The organism is Bacteroides sp. OF03-11BH, assembly GCF_003604005.1.
GTDB lineage: Bacteria > Bacteroidota > Bacteroidia > Bacteroidales > Bacteroidaceae > Bacteroides > Bacteroides ovatus.
The window spans coordinates 1-16,905 of record NZ_QTMW01000009.1 but is presented as its reverse complement, the minus strand read 5'-3'; the positions used below and the strand labels follow the sequence as shown (position 1 = coordinate 16,905).

At 41.1% G+C, this 16,905-nt stretch carries 15 protein-coding genes and 2 pseudogenes; 11 read left to right on the top strand and 6 right to left on the bottom strand.

What is annotated here, in order from left to right; all coding sequences use genetic code 11:
- Positions 1 to 78: 78 nt before the first annotated feature.
- Both DXA54_RS08725 and DXA54_RS08720 read right to left on the bottom strand, forming a co-directional pair.
- Entirely contained in the window at positions 79 to 1,791 is a 1,713-nt protein-coding gene (locus DXA54_RS08725; protein ID WP_008650006.1) for a GAF domain-containing sensor histidine kinase, read from the bottom strand.
- Between the two features lie 299 nt (positions 1,792 to 2,090).
- Positions 2,091 to 2,411 (bottom strand): DMT family transporter, encoded by a 321-nt coding sequence (locus DXA54_RS08720; protein ID WP_004309079.1) that lies wholly within the window; start codon positions 2,409 to 2,411, stop codon positions 2,091 to 2,093.
- Between the two features lie 153 nt (positions 2,412 to 2,564).
- Here DXA54_RS08720 and DXA54_RS08715 point away from each other — a divergent pair, with 153 nt between their 5' ends.
- From DXA54_RS08715 to DXA54_RS08695, 5 genes are all read left to right on the top strand, one after another.
- Positions 2,565 to 3,137, top strand: coding sequence for a Crp/Fnr family transcriptional regulator (locus DXA54_RS08715; protein WP_032852847.1), 573 nt, complete (start codon positions 2,565 to 2,567; stop codon positions 3,135 to 3,137).
- A 74-nt stretch (positions 3,138 to 3,211) separates the two neighbouring features.
- Positions 3,212 to 3,577, top strand: a complete 366-nt coding sequence (locus DXA54_RS08710) for an MmcQ/YjbR family DNA-binding protein (protein WP_004306433.1) — start codon at positions 3,212 to 3,214, stop codon at positions 3,575 to 3,577.
- Positions 3,578 to 3,836: 259 nt separating this feature from the next.
- Positions 3,837 to 5,969 (top strand): cation:proton antiporter, encoded by a 2,133-nt coding sequence (locus DXA54_RS08705; protein ID WP_004306431.1) that lies wholly within the window; start codon positions 3,837 to 3,839, stop codon positions 5,967 to 5,969.
- Between the two features lie 103 nt (positions 5,970 to 6,072).
- Positions 6,073 to 6,549, top strand: a complete 477-nt coding sequence (locus DXA54_RS08700; protein WP_004299152.1) for a DinB family protein — start codon at positions 6,073 to 6,075, stop codon at positions 6,547 to 6,549.
- A 54-nt stretch (positions 6,550 to 6,603) separates the two neighbouring features.
- Entirely contained in the window at positions 6,604 to 7,449 is an 846-nt protein-coding gene (locus tag DXA54_RS08695) for a 23S rRNA (adenine(2030)-N(6))-methyltransferase RlmJ (RefSeq protein ID WP_004299151.1), read from the top strand.
- Between the two features lie 73 nt (positions 7,450 to 7,522).
- On the opposite strand, the gene DXA54_RS08690 is transcribed toward DXA54_RS08695, so the two are convergent.
- On the bottom strand, positions 7,523 to 8,143 hold the full coding sequence (locus DXA54_RS08690) for a hypothetical protein (RefSeq protein ID WP_004306429.1): 621 nt from the start codon (positions 8,141 to 8,143) through the stop codon (positions 7,523 to 7,525).
- A gap of 198 nt (positions 8,144 to 8,341) precedes the next feature.
- Here DXA54_RS08690 and DXA54_RS08685 point away from each other — a divergent pair, with 198 nt between their 5' ends.
- The 4 genes and pseudogenes from DXA54_RS08685 to DXA54_RS08670 all read left to right on the top strand — a co-directional run bounded on the left by DXA54_RS08685 (position 8,342) and on the right by DXA54_RS08670 (position 12,400).
- The gene (locus tag DXA54_RS08685; protein WP_004306427.1) at positions 8,342 to 8,758 is read left to right on the top strand and encodes a DUF3788 domain-containing protein; all 417 of its coding nucleotides are present in this window, start codon (positions 8,342 to 8,344) and stop codon (positions 8,756 to 8,758) included.
- On the top strand, positions 8,755 to 9,885 hold the full coding sequence (locus DXA54_RS08680; RefSeq protein ID WP_120079249.1) for a GyrI-like domain-containing protein: 1,131 nt from the start codon (positions 8,755 to 8,757) through the stop codon (positions 9,883 to 9,885). The genes DXA54_RS08685 and DXA54_RS08680 overlap by 4 nt, the downstream gene beginning before the upstream one ends.
- Positions 9,886 to 9,916: 31 nt before the next feature.
- Entirely contained in the window at positions 9,917 to 10,387 is a 471-nt protein-coding gene (locus DXA54_RS08675; protein WP_008650002.1) for a GyrI-like domain-containing protein, read from the top strand.
- 598 nt (positions 10,388 to 10,985) lie between these two features.
- A pseudogene (locus DXA54_RS08670) lies at positions 10,986 to 12,400 on the top strand (PLP-dependent aminotransferase family protein).
- Here the strand turns inward: DXA54_RS08670 and DXA54_RS08665 are convergent.
- Positions 12,392 to 13,588 carry a PLP-dependent aminotransferase family protein gene (locus DXA54_RS08665; protein ID WP_004299142.1) on the bottom strand — a complete coding sequence of 399 codons (1,197 nt, stop codon included), beginning with the start codon at positions 13,586 to 13,588 and terminating at the stop codon, positions 12,392 to 12,394. The pseudogene DXA54_RS08670 and the gene DXA54_RS08665 sit on opposite strands and share 9 nt — an antisense overlap.
- A gap of 249 nt (positions 13,589 to 13,837) precedes the next feature.
- On the opposite strand from DXA54_RS08665, the gene DXA54_RS08655 reads away from it, so the two are divergent.
- On the top strand, positions 13,838 to 14,056 hold the full coding sequence (locus DXA54_RS08655; RefSeq protein WP_008999031.1) for a hypothetical protein: 219 nt from the start codon (positions 13,838 to 13,840) through the stop codon (positions 14,054 to 14,056).
- Positions 14,057 to 14,103: 47 nt separating this feature from the next.
- On the opposite strand, the gene DXA54_RS08650 is transcribed toward DXA54_RS08655, so the two are convergent.
- Both DXA54_RS08650 and DXA54_RS08645 read right to left on the bottom strand, forming a co-directional pair.
- A complete protein-coding gene (locus DXA54_RS08650) occupies positions 14,104 to 15,060 on the bottom strand; it encodes a bifunctional helix-turn-helix transcriptional regulator/GNAT family N-acetyltransferase (RefSeq protein ID WP_120079247.1) in 957 nt (318 codons plus the stop codon).
- A gap of 138 nt (positions 15,061 to 15,198) precedes the next feature.
- A pseudogene (locus tag DXA54_RS08645) lies at positions 15,199 to 15,390 on the bottom strand (MATE family efflux transporter); the annotation flags it as partial.
- A gap of 322 nt (positions 15,391 to 15,712) precedes the next feature.
- On the opposite strand from DXA54_RS08645, the gene DXA54_RS08640 reads away from it, so the two are divergent.
- On the top strand, positions 15,713 to 16,882 hold the full coding sequence (locus DXA54_RS08640; protein WP_117681394.1) for a site-specific integrase: 1,170 nt from the start codon (positions 15,713 to 15,715) through the stop codon (positions 16,880 to 16,882).
- Positions 16,883 to 16,905: the final 23 nt, after the last annotated feature.

The window sequence follows — 16,905 nt, the reverse complement described above, 5'->3', positions numbered from 1 at the left end:
ACTATTGTTTTTTGTTCGTCCCGTACTTTGCGGAACAATATACGTAGTTTGCTTCAATATGCAATCTCTTTTTTTTGGTTAAGCACCGGGAACATACGGATGAGTGAACCAGAAGCACGACCCTTCCCCCTCACGGGATTCGACTCCAATCTTTCCGCCCATCCTATTGACCAGGCTTTGACAGATGGATAATCCCAATCCGGCACCTTGTACAAATGAGTCTAATTTTACAAAACGATTAAATATTTCATGTTTTTGTTCATCGGGAATCCCTTTGCCCGTATCCGTTACACAAAAACGCACCTGACTCTCATCTTCCAATGAATAGGAAAGTGTGATTGAGCCTTTAGTCGTAAACTTCAAGGCATTAGTCAGAAAATTAGAGAGTACTTGCATGATTCGGTTTTTATCAGCATCAATCACAATCTGCGGTGAATTTTCATCAAACCGCAGTTCGACCGCAGTGTCACGTTTTTTGTGTGAGAAGGTAGCAATCACTTCCCGGCAAAGTTGTGGTACATCCACCCGTCCCATAACAAGATCTATCATACCGGCTTCGATTTTGGAGATGTCCAGAATGTCGGAAATAAGGTTGAGCAACAGCTCATTGTTCTCCTGCACTAAAGACATATATACATGACGCAGCTCCGCCTCATCGGTTTCGGCAAGCAGACTGGAAAAACCGACGATGGCATTCAAAGGAGTACGTATTTCATGGCTCATATTGGCAAGGAATGCTGATTTGAGCCTGTCCGATTCTTCCGCTTTTTCTTTAGCTTGAATCAGCTCTAGTTCCACCTGTTTGCGGGTGGTGATATCGGTAGCCAGTTCCATGATTGCCCAACGTCCGTCGAGCCATTTTATTGCCATGCTCTGGATGGTATACCAACGTTTGGTGACCGGATTGTAGTCTTCCCAAAAATGAACGCCTGTAAACTTACGGTTGGCATCGAGCAACTTCGGCTTCGGGCAGTGTTTACACCCATTTTCCAGACCTGCATTCAACATTCTCCAACATTCCGCATTTTCCGGAACTTCTCCTGCTTCTTCCCTGAAAGGCTTATTGGCAAAAATCACTTTCAACGTATCGTAATCACTCACAAAAATATTGGCATTGATATTGTCCAATACCTTTTGCATGGTTCGCTGCGACTGTTGCAGCGATGTTTCAACTTGCCAGCGTTTAGTAGCAGTAGATACAATTTGCGATATCTGGCTCATCAGTTCCACATCTTTTTCATCCCATTGTTTGTTCCAGCAAAAGTTGAACGAAAGAAAGCCGAAATGTACTCCCAATTGTGACAGGGGAAAAACAGCAATGGCTTTTACGCCTTGCACTTCGAGCATTTGAGTAATAAAGGGATCAAGCGAATAAATATCGGACGTACAAATGATATGGTTTTCTTCCAGCATGTCGAACCAGGGTTTTCCCGCTTCAATGGTCATACTCCGCAAGTAATCGATAGCGGGTTCTATACCGTCGTTGCACCATTCGTTGGTGCAGCCATACGTAACTCCGTCGAGGTGGTTTTCCCATGTCGCCAAACGGTCGACACCAGTATAACGGCCAATTTCGGCCAGTGCCATATTCATAGCAGTAGGTATATCCGGTTCCAATTGCAAAATTTGCAGTACCTTGATAAATAATGCCTGCCGTCGGTTGGTTGCTTCGAGATTCTCCTGAATAGCGATCAAGTCTTTAGATTTCTCTTCAACCATCTGTTCGAGGCTGGTACGGTACTGTTCCAGTTCCATACCGCCCTCTTGAGGTTCAGAATCAGTGGATTTCATGTTTAATAGATAACAGTAAATAGAATTTTAGTTTAGTTTCGAATCCGGACGAGATGCGTCCCACATTCTGCAAATATATACATTTATTTTAGAAACCAAACTTTTTCCCATCAAAACGACTTCTTATAAATGCCTAATAATCGCAGAATTACGAAAGCATATATTACATAATCGACCTCGTCAATTCCAAACTTCCTCAATATTATACCGGATGGAATCTTTTCAACAATATATGACTTACACTGAAAAAGTCCTTATTACACTTTTCCATCTATTAAAACTAAATCCTATTCGTCTGATTATATCAGTTTCAACCCTACGATTGAAATAATCAGAGTCGTCATAAAAAACAAACGACCCAAAGTTGCCGGTTCATGAAAGAACAGGATACCGATCAAGACGGTTCCCACCGCTCCTATCCCCGTCCAAACAGGATATGCAGTGCCGATAGGCAATGTTTGCGCAGCCTTTGCCAGTAGGAACATGCTTAAGATTACAGAGATTACAAATCCCGCTCCCCACAAATAAAAATCGGTGCCTGTCGCTCCCTTAATCTTGCCTAGACAAAAGGTAAAACTAACCTCAAACAGTCCGGCAATAATCAATATAATCCAATTCATATCATTCTATTTTAATATTAGACTGCAAAATTAACAAGATGCCCGGAGCTTTCACTTTACATTTGATAAGAAACGACGGTGTAAGAGTATCATCAATTCTTCTTTTCCTAATATAACTTTTTGTATTTTTGCAGAATAATGATTCAATGCGATATGGATATACACGAGATTATAAACAGGATATATCGGATGCCGGAGGCTTCAGCAGATAAGGTGGTCAAACATCTGTCAAAAGTCACATATCCCAAAGGTTATCATATATTGGAGGCTGGCAAGACTGAAACGAATATCTTTTTCATCGAGAAAGGGATTGCCAGAGCTTACATTCCCGTAGACGGAAAAGAGGTAACGTTCTGGATTGGGAAAGAAGGGTCAACCATTGTCTCATTGAAAAGCTATGTAAATAATCAACAGGGGTATGAGTCAATGGAACTGATGGAAAACTCGGTGTTGTATCTATTAAAGCGCAAAGACTTACACGAATTATTCAAGGAAGATATCCATATTGCCAACTGGGGGCGCAAGTTTGCCGAATCAGAGTTCCTGCAAACAGAGGAAAGACTTATTTCTCTCTTATTCACCACCGCGTCCGAACGGTATATGAAGCTGATACAAAATAATCCGGAGCTATTACAGAGAATACCATTGGAGTGTCTTGCTTCTTATCTGGGAATAACTCCGGTAAGTTTAAGCCGGATAAGGGCGAAATTGAAACGGGTACTTTGAGATAGAAACATGTTTTTCAAAAGCAAACAGAAAGTAATATATTTGTGTTTTGAATGAATCAAAAGAGAGAAGTCATGAATATCGAAGATTATAGAGAATATTGCCTGTCAGTCAAAGGAGCAACAGAATGTATGCCGTTTGATGAACATACTTTGGTTTTCAAGGTTATGGATAAAATGTTCACTTTTGCTACATTACGTCCTAAAAACGGAAGATTCTGGGCGGATATGAAATGTAATCCTGATAAATCAGAAGAGCTCATAGAACAATACGAAGACATTTTTTGGGGACCTTTTTCGGATAAGAAACATTGGATAACCGTTTACTTGGAAGGAGATGTTCCCGATAAACTCATAAAGGAGTTGATTAGCCACTCGGTAGAAGAAGTTATAAAGAAGTTACCCAAGAAAAAACAAGAGGAATACAAGAACATGATTTAGGATTCGAAAAATAGACATATCCGGCACTACTATTATTGCTAAAAGTAGAGCCGGATAAAATCACTATACACCCCAAAACGCACACACGGATAAAATCATCGTATATTTAAAAACGTATGTCCCAGGAACACTTGCATTCTTCATTCCGGCAATCATGAATCTGGAGAAAAAATAAATGACTAATTTTATTAACTAATGCTTTTTTAGAAGCATTTTTTTAGGTTATTTTGCGGAACAAATATCACGAACTCGTCAAATTATGGATTGGATTGGCCTTGATTTAACATTCCCTATCACCGACCCTACATGGATATTTCTCCTTGTACTCTTGATTATATTGTTTGCTCCGATATTATTGAATAAACTGCGCATCCCTCATATTATCGGTATGATTCTGGCAGGACTGGCTATTGGCGAACATGGATTTAATATCCTGGCACGAGACAGCAGCTTTCAGTTATTCGGGAAAGTCGGACTCTATTACATCATGTTCCTGGCTGGTCTGGAAATGAATATGGGAGATTTCAAAGAGACGCGAAACAAAGCATTGGTACTGGGATTACTGGCTTTTATCGTTCCTATCGGGATTGGATTCATGGCAAATGTATCTTATCTGAAATATGGTGTAATCACCTCTGTATTATTAGCCAGCATGTATGCCTCCCATACGCTCGTGGCCTACCCCATCGTCACCCGCTTCGGCATATCACGCCATCGTAGCGTAAGTATTGCCGTAGGAGGAACGGCCGTAACGGATACACTCACGCTGCTGGTACTGGCTGTTATAGGCGGATTGTTCAAAGGAGAAACCGGAGGATTGTTTTGGATTTGGCTGGTGGTAAAAGTAATCTTTCTAGGGGCACTAATTATTTATTTCTTTCCGCGCATCGGTCGTTGGTTCTTTCACCGGTACAATGACAACGTGATGCAATTTATTTTCGTGCTTGCGATGGTCTTTTTAGGAGCAGGGTTGATGGAGCTTGTTGGTATGGAAGGTATCTTGGGAGCTTTCCTCGCAGGATTGGTACTTAACCGGCTCATCCCCCACGTCTCTCCATTGATGGATCATTTAGAGTTCGTTGGTAATGCACTTTTTATTCCTTATTTCCTTATCGGAGTGGGAATGTTAATCAACTTACGTGTTATTTTCGGAGAGGGGGATGCCTTAAAAGTTGCCGCCGTGATGATAACCATGGCGCTGACAGGCAAATGGATTGCTTGCTGGCTCACTCAAAAGATATATAAGATGTCTGTTCTTGAACGAAATCTAATGTATGGTTTGAGTAATGCACAGGCGGCAGCCACATTGGCGGCTGTATTAGTTGGATACAACATTATTCTGCCCACCGGCGAACGTTTATTGAATGATGATGTACTGAACGGAACAGTCTTGCTTATCCTGGTTACTTGCGTAGTGAGTTCACTGATTACCGAACGGGCAGCCAGAAAAATGGCGATGGATGATTCACAACCTGAAAATGAATCGTCGAAAGAAACAGAGAAGATTTTAATATCCATAGCCAACCCGGACACTATCGAGGACATGGTAAATCTTTCTCTAGTCATACGTGACCCCAAATTGAAAGACAATCTCCTGGCATTAAATGTTATCAACGACGATAATAACTCTGATAATCTACGAATTCGAAGCAAACATTATCTGGAAAAAGCCGAAATGACAGCAACGGAAGCAAATGTACCACTCAAAAAGGTCACCCGGTATGATTTGAATATAGCTTCCGGTATTATCCATTCAGTCAAGGAGAATGAGATTACGAGTATTATCACCGGCCTGCACCGCAAGAAAAACATCACAGATTCATACTTTGGAATACTTGCCGAACACTTATTGAACGGATTAAACTGTGAAATAATTATCTCTAAATTTCTGATACCGGTCCATACAATCAAACGGATTGTCGTTGCCGTCCCTCCTAAAGCCGAATATGAATCCGGCTTTCCGCATTGGATGGAACACTTCTGTCGCATGGGGAGCACTCTTGGATGCCGCGTACACTTCTTTGCCAATGAAAAGACTACCATCCGCCTACAAGCGTGGATAAAGAAAAGGCATAAACAGACGCTTACCGATTTCTCTCTCTTAGAAGACTGGAATGACCTGCTGGTATTGACAGGACAGGTAAGTTACGATCATTTATTGGTTATTATCAGTGCACGACCAGGAACTCTTTCGTATGACAGTTCTTTTGAGAAGTTACCGAGACAGCTCGGGAAATATTTCTCCAACAATAGCTTCATCGTGCTGTATCCTAACCAGTCGGGAGAGCCGTTGGATACGTCTTTCTTCTCCAAGCTATATACTGATACCGAAACCCGACATTATGAGAAGGTGGGCAAATGGTTTTACAGGTGGTTTAAGAAAGAGGGATAAAATTAGAATTGAAAAGTTCCGTTTAATTTATAAATATCGACACATTTATCTATATTTGTACCATTAGCAATTTTGCTATAAACACCTAAAGGAAAAGAATGGTATGTCAAACGTCGATTTTTCCAAAATAACAGAAGGAATCTATCATGTGATAGAAACTGAAGAGAAAATACTAACCGGGCTACAAAATGATACGATCACGTTGAAACGTAATAAACAAAATCGTACCATCAAACAGATTCTCGGACATTTGATTGATTCGGCATCAAACAATCACCAACGCATGGTCAGATTGCAATACAGTAAAGATTTGCTTTTCTTTCCCGATTACCGTCAGGATAATGATCTGTGGATAGCATTACAAGATTACCAAAATGAAGATTGGAACAACCTGATTCAACTATGGAAGTTTTTTAACCTGCATATCATTCAGGTTATAAAATCTGTAGACCAGACAAAACTGGATAGCTACTGGTGTGATTTTGAAGGAACAAAGGTTACGCTACAAGACATGATAGAAGGTTATCTAAGTCATTTGCACCTGCATATTCATGAAATCCATGAATTAATGAATGCCTAAAAAGGATAGCGGTTGCAGTTCTTTTATATTCTATAAATATTAAGATGTACCCACATGGCAACTTACACTCATTTCGCAAAACAACCCGATGTACTGAAACATCTGATACTCTGTGAAGTTCTTAGAAATGAAGCCCCACAAGTATATGTAGAAACCAATTCCGCATGTGCCATCTACTCCATGACGCAAACTCCGGAGCAGCAATATGGTATCTATCATTTCCTGGAGAAAGCAGATGATGACAAATCTCTAAAAGATTCCATTTATTACCAACTGGAAAACCCGGAAATGACAAAAGGAAATTATCTGGGTTCTCCTGCCCTGGCAATGAATGTATTAGAGAAGCAAGCAAAAAGGTTTGTATTCTTTGATTTAGAAAAGAGTGCGTTGGAAAATGTGGGTACCTATGCCAAACAAGTCGGATTAAGTGCATCTGTAGAGATGCATCATGCCGACTCTTCGAGAGGTACCATAGAGCTATTGCCTTCACTTCCTTCATCCTCTTTCATTCATATCGATCCTTACGAAATAGACAAGAAAGGAGATTCAGGAGTAACCTATCTCGATATCCTGATACAGGCTACTCAATTAGGAATGAAGTGTTTATTATGGTATGGATTCATGACCGAAGATGATAAAGAATCTTTGGACAACTATATTGTATCCAGTCTGGAAAAGGCAGGTATCAAGGATTACATAGGTGTAGAGCTTACTATGAATTCAATAAGAAAAGACAGTATATTATGTAATCCGGGCATTTTGGGAAGTGGTATTTTGGCTACAAATTTATCACAAATCTCCAAAGATACCATTCTTGATTACAGTAACAAACTGGTTGATATATACAAAGATGCTAAATACAAAGATTATGATGGAAGTTTATATATTCAGCATCTTTGATATCCACTTATTAATTTAATTACCTAGAACATTACTCTACAAACAGAGCGTCAGAAAGCCGGAGCTTTTAAAATCAGTTTCCGGCCTTTTGGCTATAAATTAACTTATTTCTTTGGCTGATTGTCCACAAACCATCTATTAGCCGTACATTTTTCGTATCGTCATCTTCCACGTTCCATGCATAACCTCCTGAAGGCAGGCCACGTCTCTCCAATATTTCATTGGGCTGATTATTGGAAAAGAAAAGTTCCAGTTGCGTAGAGTCAGGACTAAACACAATAAAGGCAGAAGCATTGCTATCGTCCACCGATTCCGTGCGGATTCCTTTCTCAAACAAGCGGATACAGTCTTTTTGCACTTCACACCATACATATCCGGCAGAACCGATACAGCCATGTTCATCCCGATCACCTCCCACAATCGGAGATTGCGGATACTGAACTAATTTAGAAGCCGGCATTCCCGGTGTATATTTTCCGGTATAGAACACTTCCAGCGTATCATTCAGAAGCAAACCGTTGACTTCATCTTTATTTGCATCTATCGTACTGAACGAAAGGGTATCATTCTTATCAGTAACAATCGTTACCGTATTCATGGTTGCATCACTAACGATTCCTTTTGAGCTTGCCACTTTTGACGAGCAACCTGCCATGAGGCAGAGCGTACCTACTGCTAATAATATTGTTTTCATTTTCTTTAATTGGGGCTTTGTTTTTAAATTAATGCAAAGATAAAGGTTATACTGCCAATATTTCGCTTTTACAAAATAAATTAATTTCCGGGCAGATTGTTCACCAGCTACACACAAAATGCCTATATTGGACAACGATCTATTAGAAAATCAGCCTACCTTTGTGATATGGATAATCAAAAGTAAATACAGAATACCATGAAAGAAACTTTGCAGATTCCCACTCCCGAAACACTGGAAGCCTTGATAGGTAAGGAACTTTATGATATATGGACTTCACTTTGCCAGCTTATCGAGCAAAAGTACAATATGGAACAACTATGGAACCATGGAGGGAAAAAATGGATATACGAATATAAATATCGCAAAGGCGGAAAAACGCTGTGTGCCCTATACGCCAAAGAACAAACGATTGGCTTCATGGTCATTTTAGGTAAAGATGAGCGTGCCAAATTTGAATCTCTGCGAGAAGTATTCTCCAATGAGACTCAAAAGATATACGATGAGACGACGACTTTCCACGATGGGAAGTGGCTTATGTTCGAATTGAAAGACACTTATTTATTTAATGATATGGAGCGACTGCTATCCATCAAACGAAAACCCAACCGATGATTGAATCAGATATAAATAAAAGGTATTGTCAAAGTTGCGGGATGCCTCTCCGCTTTGATATAGAGAAATATCTGGGTACTAACTCCGACGGTTCCCGAAGTGATGAATATTGCTACTACTGCCTGAAAGATGGAAAATATATCGTCGACATTCCGATGTCGGAAATGATTAATATCTGGATAAAATACACCGATAAGTACAATGAATATGCAGATACCGCTTATTCGCCGAAGGAACTTAGACGAATACTCAACGAACGGCTCCCCAAACTGAACCGATGGAAACAGAAGTTGGAAACCAGTAATATCCATCACCAAAAGATTCAGGATATAGTCGTTTACATCAACAATCATTTATTCGATAGTTTAGATGCAGATATACTTAGTACGATAAGCGGACTTTCCAAATATCACTTCAGAAGAGTGTTTCAAACCGTTGCCGGAGAAAATATTGGAAGCTACATACAACGTTTGCGCCTCGAACATATAGCACATCTGTTAGTATCCACCGACTTTACATTAAATCAGATTTCGGAGCAAACAAACTATCAGACTAAATTCAGTCTGGCAAAAGCCTTCAAAAAACATTTTGGAGTGTCAACCTCTCAATATAGGGAGAAGTATAAGCCGATGTATGACGAACAGCATGCGGTTATCACTCCTGAAATCCGGTCGATTCTGCCGATGAAAGTATTTTGTATCGAGGTGGGTGAAAAGTATAAGGATGAACTCCGATACAAATTAATATGGGACAGGCTCACCAACTATGCTAGACAGCGCAATGAAGAAAAGTCGAATGATAAGTTTGTCAGCCTTAGTATGGACGACCCGGCCATCACCCCAATAGATAAATGTCGCTTCTATCTCGGGGTCATAATCGATAACAAAGAAAATGATTCCCAGCCGGGAGTAATGGAAGTTCCCGGTGGTCGTTACGCTATATTCAGGCATATCGGCGACTACTCTTTATTGCATAAATTCTACCGGACTATTTATGAAGAGTGGTTCCCGGAAAGTAAATATCGTCCTCAAAGCACCTTTAGCTTTGAAATGTATATGAACCGCCCTGCCTCCACCCTTAGAACAGAACTAATTACCGACATCTATATTCCGGTCATCAAGAAATAATTAATTATCAACCCTCTAAAAACAATGTATTATGGGAAAAATTTCAGAAATCATGCTATTGAAGCAACCGAAACAGCCCGCTTTGGCTGTTGAAGTACAAACAGATATGAACGGAATGTCGGAAGCTATCGGGAAGAACTTTGTAAAAATAGACTCTTTATTTAAGGAACAGGGTGAAGTCACTACCGACATCCCCTACGTTGAATATCCCAACTTTGAAAGTCTGACGGAACACAATATCAAAATGATTATTGGTCTAAAGTCATCCAAAGAATTACAGGGTGAAGGGGATATACGCTCCATAACGATACCGGAAAGAAAAATAGTTTCCTGTCTGCATAGAGGAACTTACAGCGAACTGGCTGTCCTGTACAACGAGATGATGGAATGGATAAAAACCAACGGTTACAAACCTTCGAGAACATCCATTGAATATTATTACAGCAATCCCAACGTACCCGAAGAAGAACAGGTGACGAGAATAGAAATGCCACTATTATAAATGTTGATTTCATCTACTTCATCATGTAGATTCTTCCCAAGCTCCAATTATTGTTATTTGATTCAAAACGGTACGGAAAGGAATGAAACAGATTCTTTTATAAATGCCATATTTTAGTTCTAATGTAAATATTATTACAGTAATAGATGCAATAGAAATAAACGGTATTGCAAAAAAAATGTCAATAAAACTCCTATGTATTTCTGATAGATAACGTTATTTTGTAAAACACTGTTATCCAGGCGGTTACTATTCGGGCTTTTCCTTTAAAACCAATAACCCGTTTCTCACCGAGAAACAACCTTTTCGACACCGAGAAACGAAGTGTTTCTCACCGAGAAACGAATCGACTGTTGAAGTCCTAAACTTAAATTAAGAAAATTGTTCGTCTCTTTTATTTTTGACGCTTCTATCGTAGGAATGTATATGTTGAAATATATTTCAATGATAATCTTGTCATGTCTAAAATATAATGATATGGAATAAATTTATAACTGAATAGCAAGCAATTATAAAAAATGACTGAATGAATTATTTGCAATCAAACAACAACAGATACAGACATCATTTTTGTATCTTTGCCAAGTACAGAATAAACATGAAAAGAGAAATCCTATATCAAAAGATAGCCGGCACTATCGCCTGGCAAATAAAAACAGGTATATGGAAAGCAGGCGAGAAATTACCTTCTTTACGTACTATCAGCAATGAATATGGCGTAAGTTTAAATATACAGCCATTCAGGTATATTATGAACTGGAAAAGGAAGGATTCATCATTTCCCGCCCCAAATCAGGGTACATTGTCAATTATAAGCCACTAAATTTGTCTGCGCCGGCAACAACGCAGCCTTCCGCTCAATCTCCGGGAAAGGAAGAAGCAGACTTAATCATGGAAGTATATCATTCCATCGAAGATTCGTCTATCACCCGTTTTTCGCTGGGAATACCGGAAGATGTTTTATTGCCTATTGCCAAACTCAATAAAGAACTGACCAAGGCCATGTATTCACTTCCGGGGAACGGCACCAGGTATGAAGACCCTCAAGGAAACATTCGTTTGAGAAACTATATTGCCCGTTTTGCGTATAGCTGGAATGGAAATCTGACCGAAGATGATATTGTTACTACCACAGGAGTAACCAATTCCATCTCTTTGGCATTATCTGTTATTGCTCAAAGAGGAGACACGATAGCTGTTGAAAGTCCTGTTTATTTCGGGATATTACAGTTGGCCAACAGTATGGAGCTTCATGTGCTGGAACTGCCGACCAATCCTGTAACAGGCATCGAACCCGATGCTTTAAGAAAAGTATTGCCGCAGATCAATCTATGCCTGCTTATCAGTAATTTCAGTAATCCGCTTGGGAGTTGCATGCCCGATGAACATAAGAAAGAGATAGTACAGATGTTGGCGGAACACAATATTCCTCTGATTGAAGATGATTTATACGGCGATGTATTCTTCGGACATTCACGCCCTAAGCCATGCAAAGCTTTCGATGAAAAGGGACTTGTGTTATGGTGTGGTTCTGTATCAAAGACGTTAGCTCCCGGTTATCGGGTAGGCTGGATTGCCCCCGGTAAGTTTAAGGATGCTATTATTCGTCAGAAACATATTCATTTAATATCCACTCCTACCCTCAACCAAGAAGCCATTGCCAACTTCATGGAGAACGGCAGGTATGAGAATCATTTACGCAAGTTGCGCCATGAGCTACATTCCAATAGTCTTCATTTGGCACAAGCTATTACCGACTATTTTCCCGAAGACACTAAAATCATCACTCCACAAGGAGGTTTTATGCTTTGGGTGGAACTGAATAAAAAGATTGATACCACGGAGCTATATTACAAAGCGATGCAACATAAGATCAGCATTGCTCCCGGACGCATGTTTACTCTGCACGACCAGTACAGAAACTGTATGCGCTTGAGTTTCGGTCAGCAATGGAGTGCTTTCATTGAAGAACGCTTGCAGGTTTTGGGAAACATTATCAAAGAATCATTTTGATTGACTGATATACTCCTTTACCACTTCGCCGAGGGTTTTAAGTCCTTTCTCTATTTTGTCTTCGGGCATATTAGAGTAGTTGATCCGAAGCGTATTTTCCTTGTTTCCGTTCGGATAAAAGGAGCCTCCCGGAACAAAAGCAATCTTTTTCTCCAGGCTTCTGACTAAAACATCACGTGCCGAAATCCCTTCGGGAAGTTCTATCCATGTAAATAATCCGCCTTCGGGACGAGTAAACTTTATAGTATCAGGAAAATAACGTTCTATACTTTCAATCGCCACATTTCTGCGTTTTCTGTATACTTCTACTATTTTGGCAATATGTTTATCAATATCATAGCGCTTCAGGTATTCGGCGATGGTCATTTGGGCAATAGTGTTGCATTGTAAATCCGTACCTTGCTTGACCAATACGTATTTGCGGATAATCTCTTTATCCCCCGCAATCCAGCCAATCCGGAAACCGGGACAGAATATTTTCGAGAAACTACCTGTACACAGGATATTTCCAGCCTCATCAAAAGACTTTATAGATGGCAAAGACTCTCCTTCAAACCTTAACTCGCCGTACGGATTGTCTTCAATAACCGCAACACCATACTTTGCGGATAATTCAGCCAGCTTCCTGCGTCTTTCCAAACTCCACGTTTTTCCTGTAGGATTTTGAAAAGTAGGTATTGCATATATCAGCTTTATATGAGGAGTATTGCTCAAAATTTCTTCCAAAACATCCATCATCATACCGTCCTCATCCGTGGGAATTTCAATAAAGCTACATCCATACGCTTTGAACGCGCTGATTGCAGCCAAATATGTTGGGCTTTCGCAAAGTACGATATCTCCCTGGTCCAGAAAAACTTTTCCGGATAAGTCCAATCCCTGTTGTGAGCCGTGGGTAATCAGAATATTATCTTTATCGAAAGCCGTGCCCAAACGTTCGTTCATCCGGTTGGCAATCCATTCGCGCAAAGGAGCATAACCTTCTGTTGTAGTATATTGGAGCGCTTTCGTACCTGCCTCTTTCAATACGATCTGATTGATCTCATTGATTTCATCTATCGGAAAAAGTTCTGGAGCAGGCAGACCACCTGCAAACGAAATCACATCTTCCTGTTCGGTGACTTTTAATATCTCTCTTATTTCCGAAGCCTTTATATAAGACATTCTTTTAGCAAAATTCAACTTCATAACCTTTAAGTATATTAGGAGATTAAAACAACACTGCAAAGTAAATCAAAAAAGAAAGACGAGAACAGATACACTTTTTTATATATTAACAGGTACAGATGACTGACTTTTCAAAGGATAAGTATATGAAGTTAATCTCCCCGATTACTTATTTCGTCATGAGTAATCAGGGCATTCGTCGAATAATCCTATACAGAACCTTGTTTAAACCTACCTTTGCACTGAAAACAAAAGTAATTGATAGTAACTATGGAAGAGCAAATACTAATTTTTCGCACCTCGGTAAAGAATGTACGGGATATCAAACATATCGCAGCGCTTTTCACCCTATGTCCCCAAATCTACAAATGGAATGTAGATATGGAGGACTGGGAAAAAGTGTTGAGAATAGAATGTCAGGGGATCACCCCGACTGAAATATCAAAGGCATTACGCGCCATCAACATTTATGCACAGGAACTGGAATGAAGGGGCAATGCGCCCCTTAATAAATTCACCATCCACCTTTTTCATTTTCACTCTTCAATCATTAATTCCATCTGTATATCTCCTCTTTCATAAGTCGTATGATATTCGGGAAGTTCCTTGAAGCCTAACTTATGATAAATATGGATAGCCGGTTTCAGACGCGTATTGCTCTCTATAAAAAGCCTTTTGCCCCCAAACTCCTTCGCTTTATTTACAACTGCTTCGCAAAGCAGTACTCCGATACCTTTGCTCTGAACCTTAGGGCTGACAGCCAGCTTAGCCAACTCATAATCATAAAGCGGATGATCCATCTTGCACAAAGCACATACACCGACAGGTTCATCTTTATAAAGAGCCACTAAAATAGCTCCTCCCTTATCCAGAATATATTCCTGTGGATGGTCTAAAGCCTTGTAATCGGCCTCTTCCATCCGAAAGTAAGCAGTTATCCACTCTTCGTTAAGGATCCGGAAGGCAGATTGATAGCAAGGTTCATAAGGAACTATTTTGATGTCCTTACTCTCTCGTTCCTTTTTCGCTTCCCTCACCCGCTCCAACAGAGATTTATCCAACAAAAGATTCTCCCATTCTTCGATAGCTTTCCAAAGATCATTCCGGGTTTGCTGCGTGATTTGCTCAATAGCTGTCGTAACATCTATGCACTGTTCTGAAAAAGAGTCGGACATTCTTTTTCCTTTGGCAGATAACATGACCATGTTTCTTCTCCCGTCAGATTTATCCTTTGTCTCCTTCACTAATCCTTTAGCTACCATTTCTTTAATAATATTACTCACGGAAGGATGAGAATGACCAATCTCTTTGGCTATGGACGTAATGGTTTTTGCCTCCCCACGTGATAATACAAAAAATACTGGAAACCATTTCGGTTTGAGGTCTATTCCAAACATTTTATAGATGGCGGCCGCATCTACTGTTATTTTATCGGTCAACATGCGTAATCTGCTACCGATGGCTAATTTGCCTGTCTGATTAAAAAAGTCCATGTTTTTATTAGTTGCGTTATTAAATACGTAATTGATTACCCAAATATATTAGCTTTTTATAATATGAACAAATATTTTCCACAGAAATATGTAATCAGTTACGCAATCAGTTTCATTTATGGTTTAATAACAGGAAAATCAGTTCACCTGCAGAGTGCTCCCCTGGATTTTTCCCAAAATTTTAGGGAACTGCCAGAAGAACAACAAAGTGCAACAAATTGCCGCTGTTGCATCGGATATAGCTTCAGCCGCATATACACCGGCTACTCCCATAAAATGTGGCAATATTAATGCCAATGGGATTAATAGGATTGCTTTGCGCAACAAAGTTACTACAAAAAAGAGAAATGCGGAAAGATATAGTGATAGAATTGAGTTACAAGGGTTTCAGTCGTGCTTCCGATTATTCGTGAAGCCATCGCAATCACCGCTGAAGCCAAATCAGGACGCCGCTACGTTACTTGTCCGTAACCATGCACGGAATGGCGACAAACGGACACGGATAACGAAACAAGGCGTTAAGGATTAGTGAGTTACTGACAACTCACGCAACAAATCCGGTTACGGAAAAAGATTGCGCCGTTCCTCCCCGTTTTGCGTACCGGCGACGGACTCTTCACCAACTAATTTTGAACCTAAAAAAATAAGGACGATGAAGAGTACATTTTCAGTAATCTACTACCTCAAACGTCAGGTAGTGAAAAAGGACGGGACAGTACCCGTCATGGGACGCATTACGGTGGACGGCAGCCAAACGCAGTTCAGCTGCAAACTGACCGTCGATCCCAAGCTGTGGGACACCAAAGGGGGACGTGTCACGGGCAGAAGCTCGGCGGCACTCGAAACGAACCGCATGCTCGACAAGATGCGTGTGCGCATCAACAAACACTATCAGGAAATCATGGAGCGTGACAACTTCGTCACGGCGGAGAAGGTCAAGAACGCCTTTCTCGGACTGGAACATCGCTATCACACGCTGATGCAGGTGTTCCGGCAGCACAACGAAGACTACGAGAAACAGGTGGATGCTGGCATGAAAGCCAAAGGCACGCTCCTGAAGTACAGGACCGTTTACAAGCACCTGCAAGAGTTCCTCACCATCCGCTACCGCGTGAAGGACATCGCGCTGAAAGAGCTTACGCCCGCCTTCATCTCCGACTTCGAGATGTTCCTGCGCACGGACAAGCACTGCTGCACCAACACCGTGTGGCTGTATGTCTGCCCCTTGCGGACGATGGTGTTCATCGCCATCAACAACGAGTGGCTCACACGCGACCCATTCCGGGAGTATGAAATCAAGAAGGAGGAAACGACACGCAGTTTCCTGACGAAAGAGGAAATCCGGCTGCTGATGGAGGGCAGGCTGAAAAACGCCAAGCAGGAGCTTTACCGCGACCTCTACCTGTTCTGCGCCTTCACGGGCCTGTCGTTCGCCGACATGCGCAACCTGACGGAAGAGAACATCCATACCTACTTCGACGAACACGAGTGGATAAACATCAACCGCCAGAAGACGGGCGTGGTGTCCAATATCCGCCTGCTCGACATCGCAAAGCGCATCATCGACAAATACCGGGGTCTGTGCGGGAACGGCAGGATTTTCCCCGTTCCCCACTACAACACGTGCCTTGCCGGAATCCGTTCCGTCGCCAAGCGTTGCGGCATCACCAAGCACATCACGTGGCATCAGAGCCGACACACGGCAGCCACGACGGTGTTCCTCTCCAACGGCGTACCCATCGAAACGGTCAGTTCCATGCTGGGACACAAGAGCATAAAAACGACGCAGATATACGCGAGTGCGCCCAGAATGGTCGCTTAATAAATACTTCTTTAGCAAGAAGT

Excerpts from the sequence above, each read along its gene's own strand:
- DXA54_RS08725 (WP_008650006.1), bottom strand. The coding sequence starts at position 1,791 with ATGAAATCCACTGATTCTGAACCTCAAGAGGGCGGTATGGAACTGGAA.
- DXA54_RS08720 (WP_004309079.1), bottom strand. The coding sequence starts at position 2,411 with ATGAATTGGATTATATTGATTATTGCCGGACTGTTTGAGGTTAGTTTT.
- DXA54_RS08715 (WP_032852847.1), top strand. The coding sequence starts at position 2,565 with ATGGATATACACGAGATTATAAACAGGATATATCGGATGCCGGAGGCT.
- DXA54_RS08710 (WP_004306433.1), top strand. The coding sequence starts at position 3,212 with ATGAATATCGAAGATTATAGAGAATATTGCCTGTCAGTCAAAGGAGCA.
- DXA54_RS08705 (WP_004306431.1), top strand. The coding sequence starts at position 3,837 with ATGGATTGGATTGGCCTTGATTTAACATTCCCTATCACCGACCCTACA.
- DXA54_RS08700 (WP_004299152.1), top strand. The coding sequence starts at position 6,073 with ATGTCAAACGTCGATTTTTCCAAAATAACAGAAGGAATCTATCATGTG.
- DXA54_RS08695 (WP_004299151.1), top strand. The coding sequence starts at position 6,604 with ATGGCAACTTACACTCATTTCGCAAAACAACCCGATGTACTGAAACAT.
- DXA54_RS08690 (WP_004306429.1), bottom strand. The coding sequence starts at position 8,143 with ATGAAAACAATATTATTAGCAGTAGGTACGCTCTGCCTCATGGCAGGT.
- DXA54_RS08685 (WP_004306427.1), top strand. The coding sequence starts at position 8,342 with ATGAAAGAAACTTTGCAGATTCCCACTCCCGAAACACTGGAAGCCTTG.
- DXA54_RS08680 (WP_120079249.1), top strand. The coding sequence starts at position 8,755 with ATGATTGAATCAGATATAAATAAAAGGTATTGTCAAAGTTGCGGGATG.
- DXA54_RS08675 (WP_008650002.1), top strand. The coding sequence starts at position 9,917 with ATGGGAAAAATTTCAGAAATCATGCTATTGAAGCAACCGAAACAGCCC.
- DXA54_RS08665 (WP_004299142.1), bottom strand. The coding sequence starts at position 13,588 with ATGAAGTTGAATTTTGCTAAAAGAATGTCTTATATAAAGGCTTCGGAA.
- DXA54_RS08655 (WP_008999031.1), top strand. The coding sequence starts at position 13,838 with ATGGAAGAGCAAATACTAATTTTTCGCACCTCGGTAAAGAATGTACGG.
- DXA54_RS08650 (WP_120079247.1), bottom strand. The coding sequence starts at position 15,060 with ATGGACTTTTTTAATCAGACAGGCAAATTAGCCATCGGTAGCAGATTA.
- DXA54_RS08640 (WP_117681394.1), top strand. The coding sequence starts at position 15,713 with ATGAAGAGTACATTTTCAGTAATCTACTACCTCAAACGTCAGGTAGTG.